Origin of the sequence: Pseudomonas sp. MF6396 (assembly GCF_002018915.1) — a bacterium.
Classification (GTDB): Bacteria; Pseudomonadota; Gammaproteobacteria; order Pseudomonadales; family Pseudomonadaceae; genus Aquipseudomonas; species Aquipseudomonas palmensis.
In genome coordinates this window covers 60263-79916 of sequence record NZ_MVOK01000024.1, presented here as the reverse complement: position 1 = coordinate 79916, position 19654 = coordinate 60263, and the positions used below count along the sequence as shown (strand labels likewise).

Annotated in this window: 19 protein-coding genes, 1 pseudogene and 1 riboswitch; of the genes and pseudogenes, 8 read left to right on the top strand and 12 right to left on the bottom strand. The window is 64.0% G+C overall.

Annotated features, from left to right (window positions below):
* Window positions 1-212 precede the first annotated feature (212 nt).
* The 4 genes from MF6396_RS21630 to MF6396_RS21615 all read right to left on the bottom strand — a co-directional run bounded on the left by MF6396_RS21630 (window position 213) and on the right by MF6396_RS21615 (window position 6268).
* Entirely contained in the window at window positions 213-1577 is a 1365-nt protein-coding gene (locus tag MF6396_RS21630; RefSeq protein WP_043864362.1) for a DUF1329 domain-containing protein, read from the bottom strand.
* 25 nt (window positions 1578-1602) lie between these two features.
* The gene (locus MF6396_RS21625; RefSeq protein WP_043864361.1) at window positions 1603-3486 is read right to left on the bottom strand and encodes a DUF1302 domain-containing protein; all 1884 of its coding nucleotides are present in this window, start codon (window positions 3484-3486) and stop codon (window positions 1603-1605) included.
* 337 nt (window positions 3487-3823) lie between these two features.
* Window positions 3824-5506 (bottom strand): fatty acid--CoA ligase, encoded by a 1683-nt coding sequence (locus tag MF6396_RS21620; RefSeq protein WP_043864360.1) that lies wholly within the window; start codon window positions 5504-5506, stop codon window positions 3824-3826.
* A gap of 132 nt (window positions 5507-5638) precedes the next feature.
* Window positions 5639-6268 carry a LysE family transporter gene (locus tag MF6396_RS21615; protein ID WP_043864359.1) on the bottom strand — a complete coding sequence of 210 codons (630 nt, stop codon included), beginning with the start codon at window positions 6266-6268 and terminating at the stop codon, window positions 5639-5641.
* A gap of 188 nt (window positions 6269-6456) precedes the next feature.
* On the opposite strand from MF6396_RS21615, the gene MF6396_RS21610 reads away from it, so the two are divergent.
* From MF6396_RS21610 to MF6396_RS21600, 3 genes are all read left to right on the top strand, one after another.
* Window positions 6457-7419: a 2-hydroxyacid dehydrogenase gene (locus tag MF6396_RS21610; RefSeq protein WP_078481524.1), complete on the top strand. Its 963-nt coding sequence runs from the start codon at window positions 6457-6459 to the stop codon at window positions 7417-7419.
* Between the two features lie 42 nt (window positions 7420-7461).
* On the top strand, window positions 7462-8460 hold the full coding sequence (locus MF6396_RS21605; protein WP_043864357.1) for a class I SAM-dependent methyltransferase: 999 nt from the start codon (window positions 7462-7464) through the stop codon (window positions 8458-8460).
* Between the two features lie 38 nt (window positions 8461-8498).
* A riboswitch (yybP-ykoY riboswitch) is annotated at window positions 8499-8620 on the top strand.
* An 87-nt stretch (window positions 8621-8707) separates the two neighbouring features.
* On the top strand, window positions 8708-9295 hold the full coding sequence (locus MF6396_RS21600) for a TMEM165/GDT1 family protein (RefSeq protein ID WP_043864356.1): 588 nt from the start codon (window positions 8708-8710) through the stop codon (window positions 9293-9295).
* Between the two features lie 87 nt (window positions 9296-9382).
* Here MF6396_RS21600 and MF6396_RS21595 read toward each other — a convergent pair whose 3' ends face one another.
* Window positions 9383-10198, bottom strand: a complete 816-nt coding sequence (locus MF6396_RS21595) for a M48 family metallopeptidase (protein ID WP_058540663.1) — start codon at window positions 10196-10198, stop codon at window positions 9383-9385.
* Between the two features lie 154 nt (window positions 10199-10352).
* Here MF6396_RS21595 and MF6396_RS29600 point away from each other — a divergent pair.
* Window positions 10353-11639: pseudogene (locus tag MF6396_RS29600) on the top strand (HAMP domain-containing protein); the annotation flags it as partial.
* Window positions 11640-11651: 12 nt separating this feature from the next.
* Complete coding sequence (locus MF6396_RS29595) at window positions 11652-12494, top strand: methyl-accepting chemotaxis protein (protein WP_404940702.1); 843 nt, start codon at window positions 11652-11654, stop codon at window positions 12492-12494.
* 85 nt (window positions 12495-12579) lie between these two features.
* Here the strand turns inward: MF6396_RS29595 and MF6396_RS21585 are convergent, their stop codons facing one another.
* From MF6396_RS21585 to MF6396_RS21575, 3 genes are read right to left on the bottom strand one after another with little or no spacing between them, the layout of a single operon-like run.
* Window positions 12580-13200 carry an SOS response-associated peptidase gene (locus MF6396_RS21585; RefSeq protein WP_043864354.1) on the bottom strand — a complete coding sequence of 207 codons (621 nt, stop codon included), beginning with the start codon at window positions 13198-13200 and terminating at the stop codon, window positions 12580-12582.
* 9 nt (window positions 13201-13209) lie between these two features.
* Window positions 13210-13470: a putative signal transducing protein gene (locus MF6396_RS21580; protein WP_078481521.1), complete on the bottom strand. Its 261-nt coding sequence runs from the start codon at window positions 13468-13470 to the stop codon at window positions 13210-13212.
* Window positions 13470-13652, bottom strand: coding sequence for a CPXCG motif-containing cysteine-rich protein (locus MF6396_RS21575; protein WP_054916232.1), 183 nt, complete (start codon window positions 13650-13652; stop codon window positions 13470-13472). The genes MF6396_RS21580 and MF6396_RS21575 overlap by 1 nt, the downstream gene beginning before the upstream one ends.
* Before the next feature lie 123 nt (window positions 13653-13775).
* Here MF6396_RS21575 and MF6396_RS21570 point away from each other — a divergent pair, with 123 nt between their 5' ends.
* Window positions 13776-14939 (top strand): 1-acyl-sn-glycerol-3-phosphate acyltransferase, encoded by a 1164-nt coding sequence (locus MF6396_RS21570; protein ID WP_043864351.1) that lies wholly within the window; start codon window positions 13776-13778, stop codon window positions 14937-14939.
* A 107-nt stretch (window positions 14940-15046) separates the two neighbouring features.
* Here MF6396_RS21570 and MF6396_RS21565 read toward each other — a convergent pair whose 3' ends face one another.
* Window positions 15047-15307 (bottom strand): hypothetical protein, encoded by a 261-nt coding sequence (locus MF6396_RS21565; RefSeq protein WP_054916233.1) that lies wholly within the window; start codon window positions 15305-15307, stop codon window positions 15047-15049.
* A 163-nt stretch (window positions 15308-15470) separates the two neighbouring features.
* Between MF6396_RS21565 and MF6396_RS21560 the strand changes: the two genes are divergently transcribed.
* The gene (locus MF6396_RS21560) at window positions 15471-15677 is read left to right on the top strand and encodes a hypothetical protein (protein WP_043864349.1); all 207 of its coding nucleotides are present in this window, start codon (window positions 15471-15473) and stop codon (window positions 15675-15677) included.
* A gap of 72 nt (window positions 15678-15749) precedes the next feature.
* Here MF6396_RS21560 and MF6396_RS21555 read toward each other — a convergent pair whose 3' ends face one another.
* Window positions 15750-16334 (bottom strand): YajG family lipoprotein, encoded by a 585-nt coding sequence (locus tag MF6396_RS21555; protein WP_043864348.1) that lies wholly within the window; start codon window positions 16332-16334, stop codon window positions 15750-15752.
* A gap of 791 nt (window positions 16335-17125) precedes the next feature.
* Between MF6396_RS21555 and mqo the strand changes: the two genes are divergently transcribed.
* Window positions 17126-18631 carry a malate dehydrogenase (quinone) gene (gene mqo / locus MF6396_RS21550; protein WP_043864347.1) on the top strand — a complete coding sequence of 502 codons (1506 nt, stop codon included), beginning with the start codon at window positions 17126-17128 and terminating at the stop codon, window positions 18629-18631.
* A gap of 54 nt (window positions 18632-18685) precedes the next feature.
* Here mqo and MF6396_RS21545 read toward each other — a convergent pair whose 3' ends face one another.
* Together MF6396_RS21545 and MF6396_RS21540 are read right to left on the bottom strand one after the other, a co-directional pair.
* Window positions 18686-18973, bottom strand: a complete 288-nt coding sequence (locus MF6396_RS21545; RefSeq protein WP_054916234.1) for a PA4642 family protein — start codon at window positions 18971-18973, stop codon at window positions 18686-18688.
* A gap of 71 nt (window positions 18974-19044) precedes the next feature.
* Window positions 19045-19512 (bottom strand): hypothetical protein, encoded by a 468-nt coding sequence (locus tag MF6396_RS21540; RefSeq protein WP_054916235.1) that lies wholly within the window; start codon window positions 19510-19512, stop codon window positions 19045-19047.
* Between the last annotated feature and the right edge of the window lie 142 nt (window positions 19513-19654).

Here is a 19654-nt window from a genome sequence, read left to right as displayed (position 1 = left end):
CCGCCGAGACTAGCGCTTTAAACGGCACATTTGAAGATGATTGGCGCAGAGGTCGGAAAAAAGACTACAACAAAAAGCGACAAAAACTCACGAAGCGAAGCATTGCGCGCAATTCATCCCGCATTGCCCCTCACGGCCTGTTGTCGGGCCACACACAGAAACGCCCCGGGCAAGCCGGGGCGTTCTGGGGATCACACGGAGGAGGTTCTAACTCAGCGCACACCATCCTGGCGCAGCGCTGCCGGCTGGAAGTCGGCCTTGCTGGCAGTGAAGTCGAAGTTGTAGGCCTTCTGCTCTTCGTTCTTCATGCCCAGCGCCAGGTAACGGCCCGACTGCAGGTCGTAGATGGCTTCCAGGGTGTACCACGGCACCTGCTTGTTGTAGTAGTCCTGGGCATGTGCCTCGGATACCCGCCACAGCTGGCCGCGGCCGTCGTACTGGTCGATCACGGCCGCTTGCCAGGTGTCTTCGTCGATGTAGAAGTCACGCTTGGCATAGATATGCCGCTGGCCCGGCTTCAGGGTGCCCACCACATGCCACACGCGACGCAGCTCGTAACGGGTCAGGTCCTGGTTGATATGCCCCGGCTTGATGATGTCGGCATACTTGAGGCTCGTCGAATCGAGCTTGTAGCTGTTGGAGGCAATGTACATCTCCTTCTTGCCTTCCAGCTTCCAGTCGTAGCGGTCCGGCGCACCGTTGAACATGTCCAGGTTGTCGGAGGTACGCAGGCCGTCAGCGGCGGTACCCGGGCCGTCATACGACACTTGCGGGGCCTGGCGCACGCGGCGCTGGCCAGCGTTGTACATCCAGGCCTTGCGCGGCTCCTTGACCTGGTCGAGGGTCTCGTGAACCAGCAGCACGGTACCGGCCAGGCGCGGCGGGGCGGTCACTTTCTGCTTGAAGTAGAACAGCACGTTGCCAGGGTTGGCCGGATCGAAATCCTTCAGGCGATCGCGGAACATGAACTGTTCCTCGAGCTTCACCATGCTGTAGCTGCCGTTCTGCTGCGGCGTGGCCTGGTTCACCACACGCGTGACGCCACCGCCACGGTAGCGGGTGATGTGGTTCCAGATCACCTCCACACCGCTTTTCGGGATCGGGAACGGAATCGCGATCTGGAAGTTCTCCAGCCCGTTGCCGCCAGCTACCAGGTTGGTGGTGGTGGCGTTCTTCTTGATGGCGGCGAACACCGAGTCCGGCACCGTGGAGCCACGCTGGGTCGGGTACACCGGCAGCTTGAAGGTGTCCGGATAGCGCTTGAACATGGCCAACTGGCCAGGGGACAGCTTGTCCTTGTACTGGTCGACGTTCTGCGCGGTGATGGTGAACTTGGGCTTGTCGTTGCCGTACGGGTCGGACAGGAAGCCCTTGGCATCGACCGAACCGGCCGTGGTGCTCAGGGGCTGCCAGGCGGTGATCGAACCGTCGGCATTGCCGGCCTTCTCGGCGCCCATCGGGGTCAGGCTGGTGCCCAGCTTGGCGGCTTCGTCGGCGGACACCGCCGCCATCACGCCGGTGGCGAGCAGCGACAGGCTCAGCACACCGATTTTCAACAGACTCTTGGTTGCTTTCATGATCTTGGTCTTCCCGGATCAGTGCTTAGAAGTTCACGCCGAAGCTGAGGGCGATGAAGTCGCGGTCATCCACGGTGGTGTACTTGCCATCGAAGAAGTTGGTGTACGACAGGCTCGCGGTGTAGGTGTTCTGGTATTCGGCGTCCAGGCCCAGGCTGACCGCCTTGCGCCCTTCCTCGAAGTTGCCGCCCGGGCCTGGCGAGTAGCCGGACACGTCATGCGACCAGGCCACGCTCGGCTTGAGGTTGACCCCGGCGAACACATCGTTGTAGTCCCAGATCACGCGGCCACGGTAGCCCCACGAGGTGCTGGTGGTGTAGCCGTCCTTTTCGCACTTGCGGCTGCGGTTGGCGGAGGAACCACCGCCAGGCGCGGCGCCACCGATGGTGCCGGCGTTGAGGATGTCCGAGCAGGTGTTGAGGCCGAAGGTATCCGGCAGCGGGCCAGGGCCATACACCGGATCGCGGCCGTAGCGCAGCTTGTCGGCGCTTTCCAGGCCGCCCACGTGGGTCACGCCCACTTCACCTACCACGGTCATGCGGCTGGCGCCCATCACCTGGTCGAAGAAGTGCGTCAGGGTGGTCTGGAACTGGGTGATTTCCTTGCGCTTGTAGCCGTGCAGGTCGGTATCGGCCTGGCCCTTGAGCAGCGAGGCATTGCCGAACGTGCCGCCCAGCTGGGTGACCCCGGCGTACAGGATGTCGGTGGTGTTCAGCTGCACCGGTGCGTTCGGCCGGTAGCTGATTTCACCGCTCCACGCGGTGCCGGTAGGCAGGGTGGTGGAGAAGCTCAGGCCGTACAGGCGGATGTCTTCGGGATACTCGACGAAGTACTTGGAGTTGCCCGCCACGATGGCGGCGCCGGTGCGCGGGTCGACCATGCCGGCAATGGCGTAGGCCTGTGCAGAAGCCCCCGTGGCGCTGAAGATCGGCGCACGGCTGTGGTAGTTCATGGCGTAGGCGCCGAACTCGGTATTGAGCGGTTCGAACATGTAGCGCAGGGCAACACCGAACTGGCCGCTGTCACGGGCATCGCGGTCGGGGCCGCGCGCCACCTTGATGCCTTCCTCGTTCACGTCCACGCCGAAGTTGGCCAGGCCGGCGATCTGTGCCGGGGTCATGGTGCGGCTGCTGGACAATACGCGCAGGTTGTCGGTGCAACCGTCGGCGATGATGTCCGGCTGGGAGAAGAAGGTGCCGCAGTTGTCGACGACGGTCTGGTCCCATTCCAGCTGGTAGAAGGCTTCGGCCGACAGGTTGTCGGTCAGGCTCTGGGAGATGTAGAACATGTTGACCGGGATCAGGCCTTCCTTGATCTCGGCACCCGGGCGGCGGAACGCGGAAACGTCGATGGGGTTGATCGAGTTGATGCCACCACCGATGAAGGTACTTTCACCCCAGCTCACCACCTGCTTGCCGAAACGCACCGAACCCGGCAGTTCGCCAATCGAGTAGTTGTGGTAGACGAAGGCGTCGAGCAGCTCGGCACCGGACGACTTGGCGCCCTCTTTGCGGTTGGAGTCGCTGATGTCCTTGAACTGACGGTGTTCGTCCTTGAGTTCGAAGTCGTACCAGTACTTGCCACGCACGAACACGCCGGTGTCGCCGTACTTGAGCTCCAGGTCGTGGATGCCCTTGAAGATCTTCGAGAAGGTCTCGCCGCGCTTGAAGTTCAGGTGGCCGTCGTCGGAGGTCTGCGACAGCCCCTTGCCGCCGTTGTTGACGCCGATCAGGTTCTGGTTCGGCTTGGCCGTCGACCAGCTGGCCCCCACGGACAGCGACGAGTCGAACTGACCTTCGATTTCACCGATGTTGAAACTGACGCCGAATGCAGGGCCGGCGAGCGTAGAAGCGAGACTGACGGCCAATGGCAATTTCGCCCGGCGCCAGAACAGATTTACTGATGTCATCGACGCTACTCCATGTACTTTATTTTTATGGCAGTGAGTCCTTTGAGAAACGCATCGAACGACCGACGTGAATACGCCTGCTGGTCGACCAACGTGGCAGTGCGCAGTCATTTGCGCGGGCCCCCGTCCCTAAAAATCCCCTGACCCGACTATAGCCAGCAGGTACCTGTGCTTGATCCCTCTAAAGTGTGATTTGCACGTTGGTACTACACCCAAAGAGCTGTTTCGCTCGCCAACTGCGCGGGCAGCGGCAAGGATGGCCTATTTTTTCGCTTTGACAAGGCGCGCAGGTGTCTGGCGCAAGGGTCGCGCCCGCCAGGGCGCGACCGGCCCGCCTTCAGAGGGTGGACAGAAATGCGCTGTTGCTGGCCTGCCAGTGGCTGATGTCGACGCGGATGCGCTTCTTGTCCAGCTTGCCCACGCTGGTCTTGGGAATTTCGGTAACAAGGGCGATCTGGCTGGGGATTGCCCACTTGTTGATCATGCCCAGCTCCACGTAGGGCTTGAGGTGCTCCTTGAGCTCGCGGGCGTCGATGCTGGTGCCCTCACGCACCACCAGCAGGGCAAACGGACGCTCGCCCCACTGCGGATCGGGTACACCCACCACCGCCACTTCGCGCACCGAGGGGTGGCGGCTGACGAGGTCTTCGAGGGCCAGCGACGACACCCACTCCCCGCCGGTCTTGATCACGTCCTTGATGCGATCGCGGATATCGACCACGCCCATGCTGTCGATGGTCGCCACATCCCCGGTGTGCAGCCAGCCGCCCTGCCACAGCTCGGCGCCTTTCTCCGGTTCGCGGAAATACCCCATGCTCAGCCACGGCGCGCGCAGCACCAGTTCGCCCTGGGACTCGCCGTCAGCCGGCAGGAAGCCGCCTTCGGCATCCATCACCGCGGCCTCCACCAGCGGCACCGGCACGCCGGCCTTGATGCGGTAGCTGATGCATTCGTCGTCGCTGCCGGCCAGCAGCTCTTCGTTGAGGTGGGCACAGGCCACCAGCGGGCAGGTTTCCGACATGCCATAGGCCGCCGTGAGCTGGATGCCCTGGGCCTTGGCCGACTCATACAGGGCGCGGTTGAGCGAGCTGCCGCCGATGATGATCTTCCAGCCGCCGAAATCCTGGCCCTGCGCGCCCTTGGCGTTGAGCAGCATCTGCAGGATGGTCGGTACGCAGTGCGAGAAGGTGACCTTTTCGTCCCGCCACAGCTGACACAGCATCTCCGGCTCGTAGCGCCCCGGGTAGACCTGCTTGAGCCCGAGCATGGTGGCCACGTAGGGGATGCCCCAGGCGTGCACGTGGAACATCGGGGTGATGGGCATGTACACATCATCGGTGCCCAGCAGGCGGATGCTGTCGATGCTGCCGGTCACGGTAGCCACGCCCAGGGTGTGCAGCACCAGCTGGCGGTGGGTGAAATACACGCCCTTGGGGTTGCCGGTGGTACCGGTGGTGTAGAAGGTGGTGGCCACCGAGTTCTCGTCGAAGTCGGGGAAGTCGTAGGTGGTGGCCGCGCCGGCCAGCAAGTGCTCGTACTCGCCCACCAGGTTCGGCAGTTCGGCATGCTTGTCGGGGCCGTCGGTGAGCAGCAGGGTCTTCTCGACCGTGGTCAGTTGCGGCGCGATGGACTGATACAGCCCGATGAAATCGCTGTTGACCAGCACGAAGCGGTCTTCGGCGTGGTTCATGGTGTAGAGGATCTGCTCGGGCGACAGGCGCACGTTGATGGTGTGGGCCACCGCGCCGATCATCGGGATGGCGAACATGCACTCCAGGTAGCGATGGCTGTCCCAGTCCATCACCGCCACGGTGTCGCCGGCCTTGACCCCGGCTGCGGTGAGCACGTTGGCCAGGCGCGCGATGCGCTCGCTCAGGGTCAGGTAGTTGTAGCGCAGCTGATCGCGGTACACGATCTCGCGGGTTTTCTCGTAGCGGCTGCCCGACATCAGCAGGCGCTTGATCAGCAGCGGGTATTCGTAAGCGCCCGCAGCGGGGGCGATAATCCTGGTTTGCAGCATGGGAGTCCCTTTTTCGAGTACGCAGGCATGGCAATACGGCGCTTACTCTAGAACGGGACGGGGGCGCTCAAATCAGCCAAAGGAATGATTTGCGCGCCCGCAGGGATGACAGGCCAATGGCCATCAACCGCCTCAGTGCATCTCGGTGAAGGCGATCTTGATACCCAGCGCCACCAGCACCGCGCCCATGCCGCGATCGAACCAGTGGCCCATGCGCGCAAACCCGGAGCGCACGCGGGCGTGGCTGAACAGCAGGGCCACCAGGCAGAACCACAGGCCGGTGGCCAGCGCCAGGTAGGCCCCGTAGCCGGCCTGTATCAGCAGCGGCGTGTGCGGGTTGATCACCACCGTGAACAGCGACAGGAAGAACAGCGTGGCCTTGGGGTTCAGGCCGTTGGTCATGAACCCTGCCACAAAGGCGGCGCGCGGGGTGCGCGCCACGGTCGAGACCTGCACGCTCTCGCTGCCGGCAGGCGCCGGGCGGGCACGCAGGGCCTTGATGCCGATGTACACCAGGTAGGCCGCAGCCAGCCACTTGAGCACGTTGAACAGCATGATCGACTGCGACACGATCAGGCCGATGCCCAGCAGCGAATAGCCCACATGCAGGAAGATCGCCGTGCCCACGCCGAAGGCGGTCCAGGTACCGGCGCGCCGACCGTGGGTAACACTTTCGCGCACCACCACCGCAAAGTCCGGGCCGGGGCTGGCCACGGCCAGCAGGTGGATCAGCGCAACGGTGAGAAATTCTGCCCAGTACATGGGGTGACGCTCCTGGCAAACGATCGGGTGGCGTACCTTACCCACTGCCTGGCAGTTCTGAAAGATACAGTTACAAGTGAATCGGCACAGTCACCTCCCGTGCAGCCGGATGACTGGCTTTACGCCCACGGCGATGCAGGCTCTAATGCCCCACTACCTGCCCAAACCACACCCCAGGAGCCTGCCCCATGACCTTGCGCCGCGCTGTATTCCTCGACCACAGCTCCCTGGACCTGGGCGACCTCGACCTGAGCCGCCTGCGCGGCTGCTTCGATGAACTGCAGTTGCACCCGGCCACTGCCCCCCACGAAGTGGCCGAGCGCCTGCAGGGCGCGAGCGTGGCGATCACCAACAAGGTGCACCTGGACGCCACCGCCCTCGCCGCCTGCCCCGACCTCAGGCTGATCCTGGTGTCGGCTACCGGCACCAACAACGTCGACCTGCAGGCCGCGCGCGCCCATGGCATCGTGGTCAGCAACTGCCAGGGCTACGGCACGCCCTCGGTGGCGCAGCACACCCTGGCCCTGCTGCTGGCGCTGGCCACTCGCCTGCCCGATTACCAGCAGGCGGTGGCCGACGGCAAATGGGCCCAGGCCAGGCAGTTCTGCCTGCTCGACTTTCCCATCGTCGAACTGGAGGGCAAGACCCTCGGCCTGCTCGGCCACGGCGAACTTGGCGGTGCGGTGGCGCGCCTGGCCGAAGCTTTCGGCATGCGCGTGCTGTCCGGCCAGTTGCCCGGCCGCCCGGCCCGCGATGATCGCCTGAGCCTGGCCGAGCTGCTGCCGCAGGTGGATGCGCTGACCCTGCACTGCCCGCTCAACGACAGCACCCGCAACATGATCGGCGCCGCCGAACTGGCCCTGCTCAAGCCCGGCGCGTTCGTGGTCAACACCGCCCGTGGCGGGCTGATCGACGAGCAGGCGCTGGCCGACGCACTGCGCAGCGGGCACCTGGGTGGCGCCGCCACCGACGTGCTCAGCGTGGAGCCTCCGGTCAATGGCAACCCCCTGCTGGCAGGCGATATCCCGCGCCTTGTGGTCACCCCGCACAGTGCCTGGGGCGCGGTCGAGGCGCGCCAGCGCATCGTCGGCCAACTGGCCGAGAACGCCGAAGCCTTCCTGCAGGGCAACCCGCGCCGAGTGGTCAGCTGAGTTCTGCTAGAATTCGCGACTTTTTGCAGAGGGGCGCCGACCATGGACCCGCGTAGTGAAGTGTTGCTCCGTCAGGCCGAGCTGTTCAAAGGCCCCGTGTTGCTGGCCGGCCTGCCCGCCGACGACCTGCTGGGCAGCCTGCCCGATGCCCGCGCCTGGAGCTGGCACGCCGGCGACCAGGCCGCGCTCGAGGCGCGATTTGCCGGGCGCAGTCACTATGGCGTGGAGGTGCCGCCGGTGGCTTTCGACGGCGCCGTGCTGTTTCTGCCCAAGTCCCGCGATCTGGCCAACTACCTGCTCAATGCCCTGGCCTCGCGCCTGGGTGGGCGCCAGCTGTACCTGGTGGGTGAAAAGCGCGGGGGTATCGAGGGTGCGGCCAAGCAGCTGCACGCCTTCGGCAAGCCGCGCAAGCTCGACAGTGCACGCCATTGCCAGCTGTGGCAGGTCACGGTGGACACCCCGCCAGAGGCGCAGCCGCTGGAAAGCCTGGCGCAACGATTCGAACTGCCGCTGGCCGAAGGCCCGCTGCAGATCGTGAGCCTGCCCGGGGTCTTCAGCCATGGCCGGCTGGACCGCGGCAGCGCGCTGCTGCTGGACAACCTCGAGCAACTGCCCGTGGGCCATGTGCTGGACTTTGGCTGCGGTGCGGGCGTGCTCGGCGCGGCGATCAAGCGCCGCTACCCACAAAGCCGGGTAACGCTGCTGGACGTGGATGCCTTCGCCGTGGCCAGCAGCCGCCTGACCCTGGCCGCCAATGGCCTGGAGGGGGAGGTCATCGCCGGCGACGGCATCGATGCCGCGCCCCGCGAGCTGAACGTGATCCTGAGCAATCCGCCGTTTCACACCGGGGTTCACACCAATTACCACGCCTCGGAAACCTTGCTGAAAAAATCGGCCGATCATCTGAAAAAAGGCGGCGAACTTCGGCTTGTGGCCAACAGCTTCCTGCGGTACCAACCGCTCATCGAAGGCGCCTTGGGCAACTGCCTGATTCGCGACGAGGGACAAGGCTTTCGGATCTACCAGGCCACACGAACTTAAAAACTTCGCTTGCCCAAACGGTTTTGCCTAGGCAGAATCCGCTCCGTCCTAGGGGAGTAGTCTCCCGCGAGCACCCAGCTCGCCCGGTACGCGTCAACATACTTGGTCCTCAGACCATGGCGCGTACGACCCACGGTCCGCACAGACGGATCCAGGGTTTGACAAGACCTATGACACGCACACCTTACCCGGGGCGGGAAGGCTGTACGTGTCATAGCCGTGTCGACCCGCCCCCGTAGGAATCCTGATGCTGGAATCATTGCTGGTCCCCACCGCCATCGTTGCGCTCGCCGAAATCGGCGACAAGACGCAACTGCTCGCGCTCATCCTCGCTGCACGCTTTCGCAAACCCTGGCCGATCATCGCCGGTATCGTTGCCGCGACCCTGGCCAACCATGCGGCGGCCGGTGCGGTGGGTGCGTGGTTCGGCAGTTTCTTCTCGGAGGCCACGTTGCACTGGATCCTGGCCGCAAGCTTTGCCGCCACGGCCCTGTGGACCCTGGTGCCGGACAAGATGGATGACGATGAAGCCAGTACGGCGCGGCGCTTCGGCCCGTTCCTGACCACGCTGATCGCGTTCTTCATTGCCGAGATCGGCGACAAGACGCAGGTGGCCACGGTGATGCTGGCGGCGCAGTACCCGCACCTGATCATGGTGATCATCGGCACCACCCTGGGCATGCTGATTGCCAACGTACCGGTTGTGCTGGCGGGCAATTTTGCCGCCGAGAAGCTGCCGTTGACCCTGATCCGTCGCCTGGCGGCCACGGCATTCGTGGTGCTGGCGCTGGTGGCGGTGTATTCGGCGATGAAGGTCAGCGGGTGGGTGGGCTGATACCGGCTAGCGTGTGAAGCATTCGCCGGCAAGGCCGGCTCCTACAGGTTCAGGTAGGAGCCGGCAGTGCCGGCGAAGGTCACGGCGCTATTTTCTGGCTTGCTCGTACAACGGCATCACCTTGGGAATCGCCGCCTGCAACGACGCGATACGGCTGCTCGAAGCCGGGTGAGTGCTCATGAACTCAGGCTGCGAACCACCCGACGCTTCGGTCATCTTGTTCCACAGGCTGATCGCCGCATTCGGGTTGTAGCCCGCACGCGCCGCCAGCTCCAGGCCGATCAGGTCGGCTTCGTTCTCGTTGCTGCGGCTGTTGGGCAAGGTCATGCTGTACTGCACCACGGTGTCGGCCAGCGCCAGGCTGTCCTGGCCCAGGCCGAACAGGGCACCTGCGCCCTGGCGCGCCATCTCCACACCATAGGCCTTGGACATCGCCTCGCGACCATGCTCGCGCAGGGCGTGGGCGATTTCGTGGCCCATCACCGCCGCGATCTCGTCGTCGGTCAGCTTGAGCTTGTCGATCAGGCCGGTATAGAAAATGATCTTGCCACCCGGGCCGCAGTTGGCATTGAGCTCGTCGCTCTTGATCAGGTTGACTTCCCATTTCCACTGCGCCGCATCGGGGCGGAACTTCGGCGCCTGCACGATAAGCCGGTCGGCAATGGCCTGCACCCGCTTGGCGGTGGTACTGGTCTTGTCGAGCATACCCTTGGTGGATGCCTCACCCAGGGTCTGCTGGTACGACTGCGCGTACATCTGGTTGACCTCATCGGTCGACAGCATGCTGAACATGTACTGCTTGCGCTCCACGCCCACCGCTCCACCACTGGTGGTGTTCACGGCCTGGCAACCGGCCAGCAGCACACTGGCGCTCAGGGCACCGATAACAACTGATCTACGCATGAAAACACTCCCTTCGAACATGCGGCGTATCCTAGGCCGCGCATCATAAACGCGCTACAGCCGTTCGCGAAGAATTGCATCGCCACACTCATGCTTTGCCCCCGGCGCGCCGATAACGCCCAGACAGGCGACCCTCTTTGCGCTCGGAGCTCCCATGAAGTTCAAGTCGATCCAGTTTTCCGTGGCCGCGCTGGCCGGTGCCATCGTGCTGAGCATCGTTGCAGCACTGGTGCTATACGCAGTGTATTCCGGTGCCCGCACCCAGACGCTGGTGCACAACCGCACCCAGCAACAGTTCGAGGCAGTGATCGAGCAACGCCTGACGGCCCTGGCCCAGACCCAGGTCAGCCAGATCCAGCGCAGCCTCGAGGCGCCGCTGCTGATCGCCCGCGGCCTGGCCACCACCAATGCCCTGATCGGCATGCAGGATGCTGCCGGCAACCCGCAGCTCAAGCTCGAACGCGAACAGATGATCGCCCTGCTCAGGCAGACCGCCCTGGACAACCCGCTGCTGCTGGGCGTTTACGTGGGCTGGGAGCCCAATGCGCTGGACCACGACGATGCCCGCTATGCAGGCAGCACGCTGGCGGGCGTCAACCCGCAGAGCGGGCGCTTTCTGCCGTGGTGGTACCGTAACGACGACGGTAGCCTGACCCTCGACAAACTCCAGGATGTGGACGACCGTACCCTGCTGCCCACAGGCGTGCGCACCAGCGAGTACTACCTGTGTTCCAAGGAAACCGGCAAGGCCTGCGCCATCGACCCGGCCCCGTACCAGGTGGGCAACAAGACCGTGATGCTGGCCTCGTTCGTCGAGCCGATCATGGTCAACGGCCAGTTCCAGGGCATCGCCGCCGCCGACCTGTCGCTGAACTTCATCCAGGATATGCTCAAGGCCGCCGACGCCCAGCTGTATGACGGTGCGGGCGAGATGGCGCTGCTGTCCAACAACGGACGCGTGGTGGCCTACACCAAGGATGCGAGCACGTTCGGCAAAAAAGCCAGCGATGTGCTGCAACCCAATGAAGTGGCGGTGCTCGGCAGCCTGTCGGGCAAGGCGCTGCACTACGAAATCGACCATGCCAGCGGACAGATCGAGCTGTTCGTGCCATTTGCCGTGGGCAACACCGCCTCGCGCTGGACCTTGCTGCTGCAACTGCCGGTCAGCGCGGTGATGGCCGACCTCGACGCGCTGCAGCGCGAAATGAGCGCCCAGCGCAGCACCGACCTCACCGGCATGATCGTGGTCGGCCTGGGCATCGCCGGGCTTGGCCTGCTGGTGATCTGGCTGCTGGCCCACGGCATCGCCCGGCCGCTGCGCCAGATGGTCGGCATGCTGGACGACATCGCCCAGGGCGAAGGTGACCTGACCCGGCGCCTGAGCAGCGATCGCGCCGACGAACTGGGCGCCATCGCCCGTGGCTTCAATACATTCCTGAGCAAGCTGCAGGCAATGATCAGCCAGGTGGTGGTGTCGGTGCAGAAGGTCAGCGACTCGTCCGAGCACACCGCCGACATCGCCATTCGCACCAACCAGGGCGTGCACAAGCAGATGGCCGAAATCGACCTGGTGGCCACTGCGGTGCATGAAATGACCGCGACCGCCCAGGACGTGGCGCGCAATGCCACCCATGCGGCGCAAGCGGCCAGCAATGCCGACCAGGCCGCCAACCAGGGCCTGGAGATCGTGCGCAACACCTCCACCTCGATCAGCGCCCTGGCCGAGGAGATCGGCCGTGCGGTGGGTGTGGTACAGGCCCTGGCGCGCGACAGCGAGAACATCAACGCGATCCTGGTGGCGATTCGTGCCATTGCCGAACAGACCAACCTGCTGGCGCTCAACGCGGCCATCGAGGCGGCGCGAGCCGGTGAACAGGGACGCGGGTTTGCCGTGGTGGCCGATGAAGTGCGCAACCTGGCGCAGAAGACCCAGCAGGCTACCGAAGAGATCCAGCAGATGATCCAGCAGTTGCAGCAGGGCACGCGGGATGTGGTGCAGGTAATGGAGGACAGTCAGGGCAAGACCGAAGTCAGCGTGCAACAGGCGGCGCAGGCGGCCCAGGCGCTGGAGAGCATCACCCGGGCGGTGTCGGTGATCAACGACATGAACACCCAGATCGCCAGCGCGGCGGAGGAGCAGAGCGCAGTGGCCGAGGACATCAACCGCAATGTGATCAATATCGGCCAGGTGGCCAACGAAGTGGCTGGCGGGGCGGATGAGTCAAGCGCGGCGAGCGCGGAGCTGACCAAGCTGGCGGAGCAGCAGCGCCGGTTGATCAATCAGTTTCGCGTCTGAGCCAGAAGCTTCGCCGGCAAGGCCGGCTCCTACAGGGGCATGCAGTTCCTGTAGGAGCCGGCCTTGCCGGCGAAGGGCTCACCACTTACGCCGGGGTCAGGCACTCCGGCGCATTCAACTTCGGATCATTCACCAGGTTCGCCAGCACCCGCTCGCGCAAGGCGGCCTGCGGGCCAGCGAGCAATTCCTGCAACTTCACCAGCGGCGTCTGCGGGTCCAGCCACGCGGCCTGCCCTGCCGCATCCAGAATCAGCGGCCGGCGCTGGTTGACCGCGGCCTGGGTCACCACCGCCGTGCTCAGCCACACCTGGTCCTGCACCGGGTAGGCCTCCCACACGCCGGCAAAGAACAGCGAAGACCCCTCGCCCGGCGTCAGCCAGTACGGCCGCTTGCGCGCGGTGCCGCGCCACTCGTAGAAGCCGTTGGCCGGCAGCAGGCAACGGCGCAGGCGAAACGCTTCGCGAAACATCGGTTGCTCGGCCAGGGTCTCGGCGCGCGCCTGGGCCGGGGTGCGCGACAGGTCGGTCAGCCACGCCGGGGTCAGCCCCCAGCGCGCCCGCGCCAGCTCCAGCTGGCCTTCGCGCTGACGCTGGATCAGCACCGAGGCGCCGGGCGAGATGTTCCATTGCGCCTGCTGGTCAGGCGGGAACCCGGGCAGCGCGGCAAACGCCGAAGACCAGCGAAACAGGGCGTAACGTCCACACATGAGCAAAACCTAGCAAATCAGTATTCCCGGAAGGGTCTCCGGCTCGTCGCCAGGAAGCGGCTGGGCGCCATTGTACGCGGCGATCAGCTGGCGTGCGTATTCGGCCTGCGCATCGGGCACCGCCAGGCCCAGCAGCCCCTGCATCGGCAGCTCGCCCACGGCGCCCATCAGGTCGCGCCCACTCAGGTGCGCCTGGATCCCTTCGCTGCGCAGCATGCCGATCAGAAGCTCGGCCTCCAGCAGACTTTCCGGCTCGTAGATACGCTGCATCACTCGTCCTCGCGCTTGACGTCCAGCATCCACTCCTCGCCATGCACCTGCAGCACGAACACGATCGGCCGGCAACAGACCTGGCAGTCCTCGATATAGCTCTGGTCGCCACCGGACAGGTCAACGGTGGTTTCCACTTGCTCACCGCAGTAAGGACAATCATAGAAAGCAGATTCCACCATCGCAGTCTCCCAGGTGACTTGTGCGTATAATTGCCGGTCTATTTACAGGCCTTGCCGGTGTCTGAGCCGTTTTTCAGTCCGCAGCCCTACTATTACCCTAGCCGTTTCCAACAAGAGAGCATGATGGGCGAATTCGATGCCATCCGACCGTACAACGACGCCGAGGTGCCCGCCGTGCTGGCGCGCCTGCTCAGCGACCCGGCATTTCTGGATATCCTCACCCACTTTCGCTTCCCGCGCATGGCCGGGGCCTTCGGCTGGCTGCTCAAGCCGCTGATCGCTCGGCGCCTGCGCAAGGAATTTGCCGGGGTCAGTTGCGTATCGACCCTGCAGGACAAGGTCGAATACTACGTCGACCACACCATCGACCGCGCCACCGACGGGGTGACCTACACCGGTGTCGAGCAGTTCAAGTCCGGCAGTGCCTACCTGTTCCTGGCCAACCACCGCGACATCGTGATGGACCCGGCCTTCGTCAACTATGCGGTGTACCACGCCGGCCTGCCGACCCCGCGCATCGCGATCGGCGACAACCTGCTGCAAAAGCCGTTCGTCAGCGACATGATGCGCCTGAACAAGAGCTTCATCGTGCACCGCTCGATCACCGGGCGGCGCGAAAAGCTGGCGGCCTATCAGCTGCTGTCGGCCTACATCAACCACTCGATCCGCAACGACTGCGCCTCGATCTGGATCGCCCAGGCCGAGGGCCGCGCCAAGGATGGTGACGACCGCACCGATTCGGCGATCCTCAAGATGTTCCACATGAGCCGCAAGGACGAACCGTTCGGCGCGGTGATCCAGTCGCTGAACCTGAGCCCGGTGTCGATCAGCTACGAGTACGACCCGTGCGACCAGGCCAAGGCCCGCGAGCTGTACATCCGCGCCACCACCGGCACCTACAGCAAGGCGCCTGGCGAGGATGACGTGAGCATCGCCCAGGGCATCACTGGCTACAAAGGCCGCGTGCACATCAACTTTGCCCCGCCGGTGAGCGAGTACTTCGAAGACACCAAGCAGCTGGCGGCGGAAATCGATCGGCAGATACTGGGTGGCTACCGGTTGTTCCCGGTGCATTACCTGGCGTATGCACAGTGGGCCGATGCCGACCCGCAGTTGCAGGTGCCCAGGGCCGCCGAGGTGTTCCCGGCCGATGAGCTGGCCCGAGCCCAGGCCGAGTGGCAGCGGCGCCTGGATGCCTGCCCGGTGGAACACCAGCCGTACCTGGTGCTGCAGTATGCGATGCCGGTGCGCAACCAGTACCGCGTCAAGGCGGGGTTGGCGCTCTAGAGCGCGTCGCCCGTATCGCGGGTCAAGCCCGCTCCCACAGGGATATCACTGGCTTTGAGTACAGTGCAGAACATGTGGGAGCGGGCTTGACCCGCGATGGCTTCACCTCAGATCCAGGTACTGAACCACGACAGCAGCAGCGCCATCGCCAGGCACGAAAACCCCAGGATGTAGTAGAACCGGTTCACCCGCAGGTTCATCCCCTCCACCATCACCTCATCACGCGCCAGCCCCGCCAGCGCCTGCGCGCCACGACGCCGCGCCGCTTGCAACAGCAACCCGCCAGGGCAGGTAATCAACAAGGCCAGCACATTGATCAGCTTGGCCGGGTGGGCCGCCAGCAGCCCCCACATCACTTGCAACGACATCGCACAACCTCGATAAAAAACCAGACCTCGACACGCCGCGCATTCTACCCAAGCGCCAGCGGCTCTCTCGTACTTTGCGACCGATGACAATTAAATCCGGCCGTCACACGTTCGTCATCCCGACAAGCCACTCTATTGCCCTTCAACACTCAGGGAGCTTGTCATGCTGCACGCCGAAAACCAGGACCGCCTCTATCTGATCGCCCCCAGCGATGAACAACAGGCCTTGATCGACGGCCTGGCGTTCAACGTCCAGGACCGCCAGTGGCTGGTGTACTGCGCACTTGGCGGGCATGCCCACCATGACCTGCCGGAGGTCGACCAGGGCACCGGCATCAGCCTGCTGGACTTCTACGTCGAAGCCGCCTGAGCAGGTCACGCCCACTAAAAAGCCCGATGCCTGCAACGAGGCATCGGGCTTTTTCGTTTGCCGTCAGCGGGTTTACTCGCCCAGTACCTGACCGACCGTCGGGTCCTTGAACAGTCGGGTCAGGGCGTCGCTGAGCACGTCACCCACCAGCTTGGTGTTGGTTTCCTGGTTGGGCGCCATGCCGAAGCGCTGGTCCAGCGAGGCGCCGTAGCGACCGCTGTAGCGGCGGTTGGCATTGGACACGTCGGCACGGAAGGTGGCGCCGATGGTGGCCTCGGTCACGTACAGGCCTTCCTTGGGCGACTGGTACTTCAGCTCGGCCAGGGTCACGGTCAGCTGCGGGGCGTTGTAGGCGTTCGCCGTGGGCGTGAAGCCCAGCAGGCGCACCGCTGCCTCGGCCTGGGCCTGCAGCTTGGGCACGATGTCATTGCCGTTCACGGTGATGGCGCTGGTTTCCGGGTACAGCCCGCCGCGGGTACCCAGGGTTTGCGAAGGACGACCATCGACCACCTTGACCACCACCGGCTGGCCACGACCCACGGGCGCGAGCTGGGCAGTGAGTTTGGGTTGCGGGCTGAGTTGTTGCGGGCTGTGGGCACAACCGACCAGGGTCAGGCTGGTGACAGCGATCAAACCGAACAACAAACGTTGCAACATGCTCATCTCTCCAGGAATAGCAGCAAAGGTCGCCAGTATAACCACCCGGGACCACCCCAGCCATCGGGGCCAGCCACTGTCACAATCGTTTCATCATCGACCGCGTAGACTGCCCACCTGCGCCGGTGAACGCTCTGTTCAGCCGCCTGCCCCCTGCAGGCCAGCCCGCCACGGCGTGGCCGGCGAAGCAAAGCGCAACAAAAGTCGTTAATAAAGATCGTTTCTGCCCGCGACCTCGTTATAATCTCCCCCCGATTATAAGGACGTCTCCTGATCGGGCCTCGCAGCACCGCCAATGCCATTGCATCGGCATCCCCGAATCGCCCACAGAGAGCCGCCCACACAGGTCTTGCCAAGCTGGTGTGCCCGCGTTCCTTCGGCGCTCTGCTCTGCCTGAACCTGCCGGGTTTGCCATCGTGCACACCCTTTTTGAGGTTCACGACTCCAAAAGAGCGTGAAAAAACGGTTTTCACAACTTCACGAGAGTGTGGCGAGCAATGAACAGTCTGGCATGTGTAAAAGCAGCAACTGCGTCCCTGAAAGCCCCAAACAGCTGGCAACAGCACTCATCTGCGATGGGTGACTAAGGCCGGTCCATAGCGCACGATGGACACCTTGACCATAAGTCGAATTGCCGCACGGGCGGTAAAATGCGTTCATAGGCAACGCAAAGCCCGGTTGGTGGTGTCCGCGGAAGTTGAAAAACCTGCGAAGTAGCGGACATGGAAATCCCGGCCAAGCCTGGGAGCCATGCTGTCAATTTGGTGCTGAAGATTTTTGGAGACGCGTTAATGGCGCAGAACGAAGCAGTCGATGTAGTACTGGTAGGGGCCGGCATCATGAGTGCCACCCTGGCCGTACTGCTCAAGGAACTCGACCCGGCGATGAAGCTGGAAGTCGTCGAGTTGATGGATTCGGGTGCCGCGGAAAGTTCCAACCCGTGGAACAACGCCGGGACCGGCCATGCCGGGCTGTGTGAGCTGAACTACACGCCGCAGGCCGCCGACGGCAGCATCGACATCAAGAAAGCGGTGCACATCAATACCCAGTTCGAGGTATCCCGGCAGTTCTGGGCCTACCTGAGCAAAAAGGGCGCCTTCAAGAACCCGCGTGCCTTCATCAACCCGATCCCGCACCTGAGCTACGTCGAAGGTGACAAGGGCGTCGCGTTCCTGAAAAAGCGGTTTGAATCGCTCAAGCCTCACCACGCCTTCGCCGAGATGGAATACACCGAAGACAAGGCGCTGATGAACGAGTGGATGCCGCTGATGATGCCGGGCCGCCCCGCCGACCAGCACATCGCCGCCACCCGCGTGATGAAAGGCACCGACGTCAACTTCGGCGCCCTGACCAACAAGCTGCTCAAGCACCTGGCCGACACCCCCGAGTCGCAGGTCAAGTACAGCAAGAAGGTCACCGGCCTGCGCCGTAACGGCAGCGGCTGGACCGTCACCATCAAGGACGTCAACAGCGGCAGCAGCCGCGACGTCGATGCCCGCTTCGTGTTCCTCGGCGCCGGTGGCGCGGCCCTGCCGCTGCTGCAGCTGTCGGGCATCGAGGAGAGCAAGGGCTTCGGCGGTTTCCCGGTCAGCGGCCAGTGGCTGCGCTGCGACAACCCCGAGGTGGTCAAGCGCCACCAGGCCAAGGTCTACAGCCAGGCCGCCGTGGGTTCGCCGCCGATGTCGGTACCGCACCTGGATACCCGCGTCGTCGACGGCAAGACCTCGCTGCTGTTCGGCCCGTACGCCGGCTTCACCACCAAGTTCCTCAAGCACGGCTCGTTCCTCGACCTGCCGCTGTCGGTGCGCCTGGGCAATATCGGGCCGATGCTGGCCGTGGCCCGCGACAACTTCGACCTGACCAAGTACCTGGTCAGCGAGGTGATGCAGTCGATGGAACAGCGCCTGGAATCGCTGCGTCGCTTCTACCCTGAAGCCAAGGCCGAAGACTGGCGCCTGGAAGTGGCCGGGCAACGGGTGCAGATCATCAAGAAAGACCCGAAAAAAGGCGGCATCCTGCAGTTCGGAACCGAACTGGTGGCGGCCAAGGACGGCTCGCTGGCCGCCCTGCTGGGCGCCTCGCCGGGTGCTTCGGTCACCGTGTCGATCATGCTGGAACTGATCGAACGCTGCTTCCCCGAGCAGGCCAAGGGCGCCTGGGCGGCCAAGCTCAACGAGATCTTCCCGGCACGGGAGAAAGTCCTGGCGACCGACGCTGCGCTGTACCACAAGATCAGCGCGCAGAACGACGAGGCCCTGGGCCTGGTCGAGAACCAGCCGACGCAAAGCTACGCGTAAGCGTGATGCATGAAAAAACGCCCCTCGGGGCGTTTTTTCATGGCTGCGATGTACTCACTTGCGGGCGCTGTCGATGATCTCGATGTACTCGGGCGCATTGCGCTGGTCGCCGATCACCTGGGCGAAAGTGTTGCCGTGCTCGTCCTTGCCGTCCACATCGTATCCGGCCTCGACGAAGAAGCCGACGAAACGTTCGAAGTCATCGATGCGCAGGCCGCGATAGGCCTTGATCAGTTTGTGGTGCGAGGGCGAGCTGGCATCGGCCGGTTCGAACTGGAGAAACGACTTGATGTAGTCGTCGCTGATCTCATCACCAATCACTTGCTTCTTGTCTTTACGCATTGCCGACTCCAACTGAACCATCACGGACATTTTTCACGGGCCGGCAGTTTACCCCCCGGCAGCGCTGTGGCTCAACGCGCGCGTAGGGTGCCGGTGTGCACATCGGCCCAGATATGACCGTTGGCATAGCTGAGGAACTGCACGTACAGGGTGTCGTTGCGCAGCAGGTCGAGAATCACCCGGTACTGGCTGGCGGGATAGTTGAGGGTCAGGGTGCGGCTCTTGGCGTCGAACGCCGGCTTGCGCAGGCTCTTGCCTTCGCCGTCGAAGCTGATCAGCACCTCGCTGATGGTGGCGCCCTTGTTCAGGGGCTTGCCCTTGAGGCGCATCAGCACCGGTGCCGTGACCGGTATCGGTTGCTGGTTGGACTGTCGCTGGTTGCCGACCACCACCGAATACTGGGTCACCTGCAGCAGTTGCTGGGCTTCGGGGGTTTCCTGGCGCAGGGTAAGGTCGTCGGGCGGCAGGAACTGGCTGTGCAGCGGCGCGGCGGCCAGGGGCAGGCTGGTCAGCAGCAGGAGGGCGAGGATGGCGCGCATGGCAGGCTCCTTGGGGGCGGCCTGGCACTCTAGCATGAGAAATGTACGAAGCTGATGGCCTCTTGTGGGAGCGGGCCTGAGCCGCGATGCAGGCACCGCAAATAGCTGATACCGCATCGACCCTTTCGCGGGCCAAGTCAGC